Annotated in this window: 6 protein-coding genes; all 6 read right to left on the bottom strand. The window is 73.4% G+C overall.

Annotation, left to right across the window (positions count from 1 at the left end; genetic code table 11):
• Positions 1-3,067 (bottom strand): PKD domain-containing protein (locus CTE05_RS09900; protein ID WP_146845953.1); only part of this gene is annotated, 3,067 nt, incomplete at its 3' end.
• Positions 3,068-3,177: 110 nt separating this feature from the next.
• Entirely contained in the window at positions 3,178-3,858 is a 681-nt protein-coding gene (locus tag CTE05_RS09895; protein ID WP_146845952.1) for a hypothetical protein, read from the bottom strand.
• Positions 3,855-4,658 carry a CDP-alcohol phosphatidyltransferase family protein gene (locus CTE05_RS09890; protein WP_246123486.1) on the bottom strand — a complete coding sequence of 268 codons (804 nt, stop codon included), beginning with the start codon at positions 4,656-4,658 and terminating at the stop codon, positions 3,855-3,857. Before CTE05_RS09890 ends, CTE05_RS09895 begins: the two co-directional genes overlap by 4 nt.
• A gap of 5 nt (positions 4,659-4,663) precedes the next feature.
• Complete coding sequence (locus tag CTE05_RS09885; protein ID WP_146845951.1) at positions 4,664-5,884, bottom strand: DUF1972 domain-containing protein; 1,221 nt, start codon at positions 5,882-5,884, stop codon at positions 4,664-4,666.
• 111 nt (positions 5,885-5,995) lie between these two features.
• Complete coding sequence (locus CTE05_RS09880; RefSeq protein ID WP_146845950.1) at positions 5,996-7,534, bottom strand: sugar transferase; 1,539 nt, start codon at positions 7,532-7,534, stop codon at positions 5,996-5,998.
• Between the two features lie 109 nt (positions 7,535-7,643).
• A complete protein-coding gene (locus CTE05_RS09875; protein ID WP_246123484.1) occupies positions 7,644-8,738 on the bottom strand; it encodes a glycosyltransferase family 4 protein in 1,095 nt (364 codons plus the stop codon).
• Between the last annotated feature and the right edge of the window lie 16 nt (positions 8,739-8,754).

The raw sequence follows: 8,754 nt of genomic DNA, 5'->3' as shown, positions 1-8,754 counted from the left end.
CCGCCACCGGCAGGAACGACGACAGCCGGAACCCGGCACCGGTCACGCGCATCGTGCCGATCCTCGGCGCCACGGAGAAGTTCGCCGCTCCCCCGGCCACCGTCCACGCGCCACCGGTCTCGGCCGAGCCCCACCCACCGGTCGTCGTCCGGTTGAACGTGTCCGCCGCGAACGGTGCGTTCGCCGGCGGAGCCGTGACGGTGACGTCCTGGGCGAGGGCCGTCGAGTCTCCGTCGTCGTCCGTCACGGTCAACGTCACCGTGTACGTGCCCTCGGCCGCGTAGGCGTGCGCCGGCGGGGTCGGACCCGTCGCGGTGCCGCCGTCCCCGAAGGTCCACGCGTACGACGCGACCGTGCCGTCCGGGTCGCTCGAGCCGGAGCCGTTCACCGACACCGACAACCCTGCCGGGGTCGCCGTGAACGCGGCGACCGGCGGCTGGTTCGGGGCGGGCGGCGCGACCGTCACGTCGCGGGTGAGCACGCCGGTGGCGCCGTCGTCGTCCGTGACCGTCAGGGTGACCGTGTAGGTGCCCGCCGTCGAGTACGTGTGCGCGGCCGGGTTCGCCCCGGTCGCCGTCCCGCCGTCGCCGTAGGTCCACGCGTAGGACGCGATGGTGCCGTCCGGGTCCGCCGAGGTCGAGCCGTCGACGTCCACGGCGAGCCCGTTCGTCGGGCTGCTGAACGCCGCCACCGGCGGCTGGTTCGGGGCTTCGCCGGTGCGCCCGAGCGTGTTGTGCGCGGCGACCGTGCCGGCCGTGAGCTCGCTCGGGTAGACGGCGACCTCGTCGATGGTGCCGGACAGGTTGCTGGACGACGGCTGGTTGGGCCACCCGTTCAGGCTGTCGCCACCGATCCGCCAGAAGCCCGACATGTTGCGGCCCGTGGTGGTGTCCGTGCGGGAGCCGACGAGCACACCGTCGACGTACAGCTTCATGCCCGAGGCGCCCAGGGTGCCGACGAGGTGGTGCCACTGGCCGTCGTTGTACGACGAGGGCGACCGCACGGTGCGGTTCTGCCCGGGGCTGGCCCCGAACTGCACGCGTCCGCCGCTCTCCATGTACAGCTGCCGGTCACGGTTGCTGCTGGTGCCGGTCAGGCTCGCGCTGTTGCCGAACCCGACGATCCACCCGCCCTGGTTGGACGTCGTCCGGACCCACGCCTCGACGGACACGGTGTTCCGGTTCTGCTCGCGGGTGTTCGCGATCACACGGCTGTTGCTGGTGCCCGCGAACTGGAAGGCGGTCGTGGTGTCCCCGGCGATCGCGCCGCCCGCACCGCGCGTCAGCGCCGTGCCGGTGATGGCGTCGTCGATCCCCGCGGTGTCGATCGCACCCGTCGTGCCCCCGTCGCCGAGGCGCCAGTAGTGGGCGGCACCGTCGGCCATCACGGTCTGCGCGTAGGGGCTGACCGGTCCCGTGCCGTCGGCCGTGACCGCCACGGTCGGGCTGGTCACGGTGTTGCCGAACGGGTCGGACACCCGCACCTGGTAGTTGTACGACGCGCCGGGCGTCAGGCCCGTGTCGGTCCAGCCCTGCGTCGGCCGGTCCCAGATCTGCGACGGCTTGTCACCCGTCCAGACGACGGCGCCGTTGCGGATCACCCGGTAGGTGAGCTGCTCGTTGTCGAAGTCCGCGTTCGCGGGCCAGGAGACCCGCACCGCGCCCGTGCCGATCGGGCGCAGGGTCGGGGTGAAGTCGGTGGCGCTGAACCGCGGGCCCTGGTCGTTGGGCGCCAGGTCGCGCACCGCGAACCGGACGAGGCCCTGCTGCCGCCGGAAGTTGACGTTGAGGAACTCGCCGCCCATGACGATGTAGCGGTCGTCACCCGTGACGGCCCACGGCCCCTGGTTCTGGCCGGTGAACGTGCCGGTGTCCAGGTCGGGGTACCAGTTGAGCTTCGTCGGGGCGGGCAGCCCCTCGAAGTTGGTGTACCCGAGGTGCTCGCGGCCCGCGAGCTGCGTCGCGGCCTTCGTGAACGCACCGGCCCGGTAGAACTCCCACTCGTCGAGCTGCGGGGCGGACCGGATGTTGCCGCAGTAGTGGTGGTGGCTCGCCGCGTACACGACGTCGCCCTGCGGCCACACCGCGTAGGTGTCACCGTGGCAGTCCGCGACCCAGGTGAGCTCGCCGGTGTCCCAGTCCGCGGCGAAGACGCCCTCGAGCGTCCCGCCGCTGCGGCCGAACGTGTAGCCGACGCCGTACATGTTCTCGGCGTCGCCCGCCAGCCCGAGGATCGAGCCGGCCGAGCCGCCGTTGCGGATGCGCGACGTCGCGGGGAACGGGAGGACGGCGCCGGTGACGGCGTCGACCCGCGCGAGCCCGTCGGGTGCGGCCGGGTCGCCGTTGAACGACAGGAAGTTGCCGCCGATGATCACGGTCGACCCGTCCGGGGACACGGTCAGGGCGCTGACCGAGCCGTCGTCGACCGTCGGGTTCCACGGCAGGAGCGCGCCGTTCGCGGCGTTGAACGCGGCCAGGCGGGTGCGCGACGAGCTGCCGGCCTGCGTGAAGATGCCGCCGACGTAGACCGTGGTGTTGGTCGCCGCGATCGCGCGGACCTGGGAGTTGGTGCCGGCGTTGAACGTGGTGACGAGCGCCCCGGTGGCGGTGTCGAACGCCGCGATGCGGTACCGCGAGACCCCGGAGATGCTGGTGAAGTTCCCGCCGACGTAGACGCGCCTGCCGTCGGGCGACTTCACGACGGCGCGCACCTGCGCGTTCGGGTTGGGAGCCCACGAGGGGTTGAGCACGCCGGTGCGCACGTCGAACGAGAGCAGGTTCGAGCGCGGGACCGTGTTCACCCCGGCCGCGGCGCCGGCCGGGCGCGCGTTGCTGAACTCGCCGCCCGCGTACACGGTGTCGCCGACGAGCGCCTGCTGCCAGACGACGCCGTTGATCTGGACGGTGGGCAGGCCGTCGGCGCTGACCGTGGGGGGCGTCCCGGGGGCGGGCGCGGTGTCCGCGTGCGCGGGCGGTGCGCCGGGAACGACGAGGAGGAGGGCAGCGGCCACGAGCACGGCCGTCGCCGCGGCGACGAACCGCCGGACGTCAGAGAGGTACACCGACATGACACATCCTCGTAGCGCTCGGTTGCGGGCGGGCGGGGGGCCGACCCACGCCGATCCTACGAGTCCAAAACACCCCTAAACAGGACACAACGGGTGAAATGGTCAGGCGTTCAGGCCGCCGGTCCGGGCCCCTCGAACAGCACCGTCGTCGCCGTCGGGTCGTAGCTCACGGTGATCTGGAGGTGGTCCCGCAGGTCCGGGGGCACGCGGAACACGTAGACGCCCGTCGCCGAGGCGCCCGGAGCGAGGGTGCCCGTGAACACGCTGACGCCGGGCCCGCTGAGAGGTTCACCCGGGGCGAGCTGCTCGCCGGCGTACAGGTTGACCACGGTCGAGTCGAGGGACGCGGCCGCGCCGGTGCCGTTGGTCAGCACGACCGACACGCGGACCGACGGACCGGCCACCTCGCCGGGCCCTTCCGCCACGCCGGCGACCGACTCCAGCCCGGCCACCCGCGCCGACATGCCGGTGCCGAACTCCGCGGTCGACGTCAGCGGGACGGCAGGCTCCGTGCCGGGCACGAACGGTGCCTCCGGGTCGGTGCTCGGCGCCGGAGCGGGCTCCGTGCTCGGTGGGGTGGTCGGCGACGCGCTGGGCTCGGGCTCCGGGGTCGACGTCACCGTCGCGCTGCTGCTCGCGGAGGTCGTCGGGGCCGCGTCCTCGTCGGACGCGCCGGAGGCCACGGCCGCCCACACCACCGCCGCGAGCACCAGCGCACCCGCGCCGATCGCGACGGGGACGAGCCAGCGGGGCCTGCCGGACTGCTGGTCCTCGGTCGAATCCAGGGTCACGCTTCTCCTCCACGAGCCTGGCTCGGCGGTCGCCGCAGGCCCGTCATCTCTCGGAACCACGAGCGCACGGCCAGCGCGAGGTACCCCGCGGTGGCCAGGCAGAGCGCGGTGTAGACACCCATGAACAGCGTCGTCGCGCCGTAGAGCGCGAACGACAGGCAGAGCACGCCGTAGTCCGTCGGCGCGACGATCAGCGAGCGCAGCACGGGGGCACGCTCCCCGGCCGTGGCGCGCATCGTCACGCCCGCCTGACGGCGCAGCTGGTCGTTGAGGATCATCGCGAAGAACAGCACCGACCACACGGCCGAGTACACGAGCGGGACGAGCAGCCACACGTCCGGGACGACGTCGAACCGGTAGAGGCCCACGAGCACCGCGAGGTGCAGGCTGGCGACCTTGATGGAGTCGATCAGGTGGTCCAGCCACTCGCCGGCGATGGTCCCGCCCCCGCGCAGCCGGGCGACCTGCCCGTCGGCGGAGTCGAACGCGTAGCCGACGAGCAGCAGGAACGCGACGAGCAGCCCGACCCACCACGACGGCGGCAGGAGGGCGAGCACGGCGATCGCGCTGAACGTCCACACGGCACTGATCGCGGTGACGGCGTTCGGGGTGAGCCCGGCGCGGTAGCACGCCGCTGCGAGGAGCCGACCGGCCCGACGGTTCACGAACCGCGAGTACGCGGGCGCGCCACGGGCGCCCTTCTGCACCCCGCCGAGCCGCGCGAGCGTCTCCCGGTACGACTCCGAGGCCGCGACGGTCCGGGGATCGGGCTGCTGAGCTGGTTCCGACACCTTGGTCACCTCGGTCACGTCGTCGCCTCCCCCTGGACAGCCTGCTGCTGGACCGACCGTACGGGCAGGACGTCGCCGGCTCCACGACGCCGACCGGACGGGCGCCGGACCCCGGCGAACGCGCGGGCCGCGAGGCGCCTGCAGAGGTCCTCGTACGCCTCCGCCACGGTGTCCCAGTCGTAGTCGGCGGCCCGCGCACGCAGCTCGACGCCGCGGGCCACCGCACCGGCCGGGTCGCGCTCGGCGTCCTCGACGGCCGCGGTGACGTCGTCGGGCGTCGCGAACCAGCGCCCCGCAGCGCCCAGCACCTCACGGTTGAACGACACGTCGAAGGCGGCCGTCGGAGCGCCCGCGCCGATCGCCCGCAGCAGCGACGGGTTGGTGCCGCCGACGCTGTGCCCGTGCACGTACAGCAGGCAGTGGGCGTAGAGCTGGTCGAGCAGGTCCTGGTCCCAGACGCCCCCGAGCAGCCGCACCCGGTCGTCGGCGGCGGCCTCGACGCGCGCGGTGTACTCGTCGGCGTACGGCGCGGAGCCGACGACGACGAGCGGCAGCGTGGCGCCCGACCGGCGGTACCCCTCGACGATGAGCTCGACGTGGTTCTCCGGCTCGAAGCGCGCGACGACGAGGTGGTAGCCGCGCGAGGTCAGGCCCAGGTCGGCGAGCTTGGCGTCCCCCACCCCGTCGAGCAGGGGGGCGCCGTAGGCGATCTGCTCGGTGGGCGCCCCGAACTCCGCCGTGTAGTAGTCGGCGATGCCTGCGGCGTCGGCGATGAGCGCGTCGGACCAGCGCACGGCCAGCGACTCCGCGGTGCGGTAGTACCGACGCCCCGCGCCGCCCCACTTCGCGCGCTTCCACTCCAGACCGTCGACGTGCGTGGCGACCGGGATCCGGCGGGCGCGCAGCACGGGCAGCAGCGCGGCGTTCGCGGCGTTGAACACGATGGCGGCGTCCGCCGGGTGACGGACCTGGTGCGCGACGGACAGCGCGGTGTGGCTCAGCGTCTCCAGGGAGCGGCGACGGACGGCGGGCAGGTGCACGAGCCGCATGCCGCGGTACGACGACGGACGCTCGTCCTCGTCACCTCCGCGGCAGTACACGAGGACGTCGTGCCCACGGTCGACGAGCCGGGCACCGACCTCCTCGACGCACGTCTCGAACCCGCCGTAACGGGCCGGGACCCCGCGCGTCCCGACGAGCGCGATGCGCAACGCCCGGGCGCTGGTGGCAACCATCGACCGATTCCTCCCACTGCTCATCCTGAGCCTCGATGTCTACCCTGTCAGGCTCCGGGGCGGTACCGCCGTCCGGGGTCGACCGGCAGAGCCGGCTCCGTGTGCCGCGGGTCAGTACGCGCCGGCCCCCGTGACGACGGCGCGGAAGGTCTTCCACATGATCATCAGGTCCATCGTGACGGACCAGTTGTCGACGTAGCGCAGGTCGAGCCGGACCGACTCCTCCCAGCTCAGGTCCGCCCTGCCCGACACCTGCCACAGGCCGGTGATGCCCGGCTTGACGCGCAGGCGCTGGTGCACCGCGTCGTGGTAGCCGCGCACCTCCTCGCGCAGCGGCGGCCGCGGGCCGACCAGGGACATGTCGCCGAGCACGACGTTGAACAGCTGCGGGAGCTCGTCGATCGAGAACCGGCGCAGGACGCGTCCGACGGGCGTCACCCGGGGGTCCTCGGTCATCTTGAACATCAGGCCGTCACGGTCGCTGTGCTCCAGCAGCTCCGCCCGGCGCCGGTCGGCGTCGACGTACATGCTGCGCAGCTTCCAGATGGTGAACTCTCGCCCGTCCACCCCGACGCGGGTCTGGGTGTAGAACGCCTTGCCGGGCGAGGTCAGCCGGACGGCCAGTGCACCGGCGAGGATCACCGGCGAGGCGACCAGGAGGGCGAGGAGCCCGAGCGAGCGGTCCATGGCCGCCTTGGCCAGGAGCCGGCGCCGTGGCGCCTCGATCTCCAGGCGCATGAGCGAGAGGCCGGCGGTCGGGTGCATGGAGACGCGCTCCTGCACGACCTCGACCAGCCCGGGGGCGACGACGAGCTCCGCACCGGCACGACGCAGCGCCCAGGACAGCCGGCGCAGGGCGTCGCCGCTCAGCGCGTTGCCGGCGACGACCACGACGGACACGGCGTAGTCGACGACCACCTGCGGCACGTCGGCGAGCGACCCGAGCGTCGGCACCGGGACCTCGAGGAGGTTCTCCGGGACGACGTCCGACAGGCACGCCCCGATGACGAGGTACCCGTGGTGGGACGCGACGCCGAGGTCGTGCGCCACCCCGGACACCGACGCGGTGTCACCGACGACGATGGTCCGCATCATCGCCTGGCCCTGGTTGCGGGAGTGGTGCAGGACGCGGCGGTGGGCGTAGCGGCCCAGGAACGCCGTGCCGGCCAGGAGCGGGACCCCGACGAGGACCGCGGAACGGGGCACCTCGACGGGGGTCAGGTAGGCGAGCGCCATGAGTGCGGCGGCGACGACGACCGAGGCCCGCAGGACGGCCTGGAACTCGTCCGGGCCGTCGCCGAGGTTGTGCCGCTCGTAGCCGCGCATGATCGTGACCATCGCGGTGAAGACGAGGACGGCGACCGCGCCGAGCAGGACCGCCGCGCCGAACGAGCCGGTGCCGAGGGCGGCGGCGAGCGTGACGGCCGCGAAGGCGGCGATGACGTCGATGGCGATCGTGAGGTGCTGGTAGCCGGCGGCGGCGTTGCGCCACGGGACAGCCAGCAGCGACGTCGTGCCGGAGTTGTGCGGCGTCGAGCGCCGGACGAAGGGTTCGGGCGACGCCCACGACCGGCGTGGGTGCAGTGCGGGGCGGCGACGTTCGACGCCTGAGTCGGTGTTCTCGGCACCGTGCCCGACTGTCAACGTCATAGCTCGAACCTCCCCCGGGGTGTTGGACAGGAGATGAACGTATTACGTACGTATTGTCCGATTCATCCGCCATGACCCGATTTCACCCGGCTGAGGTCTGTGCCGTGGCTCACACGGGTGACGCCCCGAACAGCCAGGTGTCAGCCTCGAGCCGGCCGTCCCGCGCCGGGAGGTCGGCCAGGACGGATTCCGCCGAGCGGCCGTCGTCGAGGAGCCGGACGAGGTGCGCGGCCACCTCGTCGACGGAGGCGTCGGGGTCGACGACCGCGTGGCCGTGCCCCGCGAGCCACGAGGCCAGCCCGGTCTCCGTCGTCGTCAGCACCGCGCACCCGTGCGCCAGCCCCTCGACGACGGGCAGACCCACCTGCTCGCGCCACGTCGGCGTCCGGCGGGAGAGCAGGACCGCGACCGAGTGCTCCCGCTGCAGCTCGTGCACCCGCGCCCGCGGGGGGTCGACGACGAGCGTGACGTCCTCCCGACCGGCGACGAGCTCCTCGACGGCGGCCTGCTGCGGCCCCTTCCCGACCAGGGTCAGCCGGGCGTGCGGTCGCTGCCGCACGACCTCGGGCCACGCGGCGAGCAGGTCGAGGACGCCCTTGCGCGGCTCGAAGGCGCCGACGAACAGGACCGTCCCGGGCGCACCCTCATGGACCGGCCCGCACGAGCACGCGGTCGGCAGGGCAGGGATCGACGTCGCCACGGCGCGCATCGACGGCACGACCCGGGCGTAGAGGTCCCGTGACGCCTCCGTCCCGTAGGCGATGCGGTCGACCCGGCCGGCGACGAGCCGGATGAGCGCGGCGTCGAGGCGCCGGCGCACCGCGCCAAGCACGCCGGGGCGACGCGGCGGCCGGAACGGGTCGTCGTTGGCGATCGCGTACGCGACGACGACGGTGCGGCGGCGGCGGAACCACCCCGCGACCGTCACCGCGGCCAGCGCGAGGGCCGTCCGGCGCAGGCTCGACACCATCAGCGGCTCGTTGATCTCGAGCTCGCGGACGTCGGACCGCGCGAGCACGACGGCGGCCGCGACGGGACCGGCCTCGATCAGGTCGAGGCCGGCGGCGACCCCGGGATCGAAGTCGTACCGCCGCCGGCGGTAGACGATCGAGGCGGGCGCCAGCTCCCGCGCCCGTTCGAGGTGAGCGGTGCGCACCGTCTCGTACAGGCGGACTCGCGACGACGCCGTGCGCGGTGTGCCCACTGCTCTCACCTCCCTC

The sequence above is a fragment of the Cellulomonas terrae genome (assembly GCF_007990265.1).
Classification (GTDB): Bacteria; Actinomycetota; Actinomycetes; order Actinomycetales; family Cellulomonadaceae; genus Cellulomonas; species Cellulomonas terrae.
This window is presented reverse-complemented; position numbering and strand designations above follow the sequence as displayed.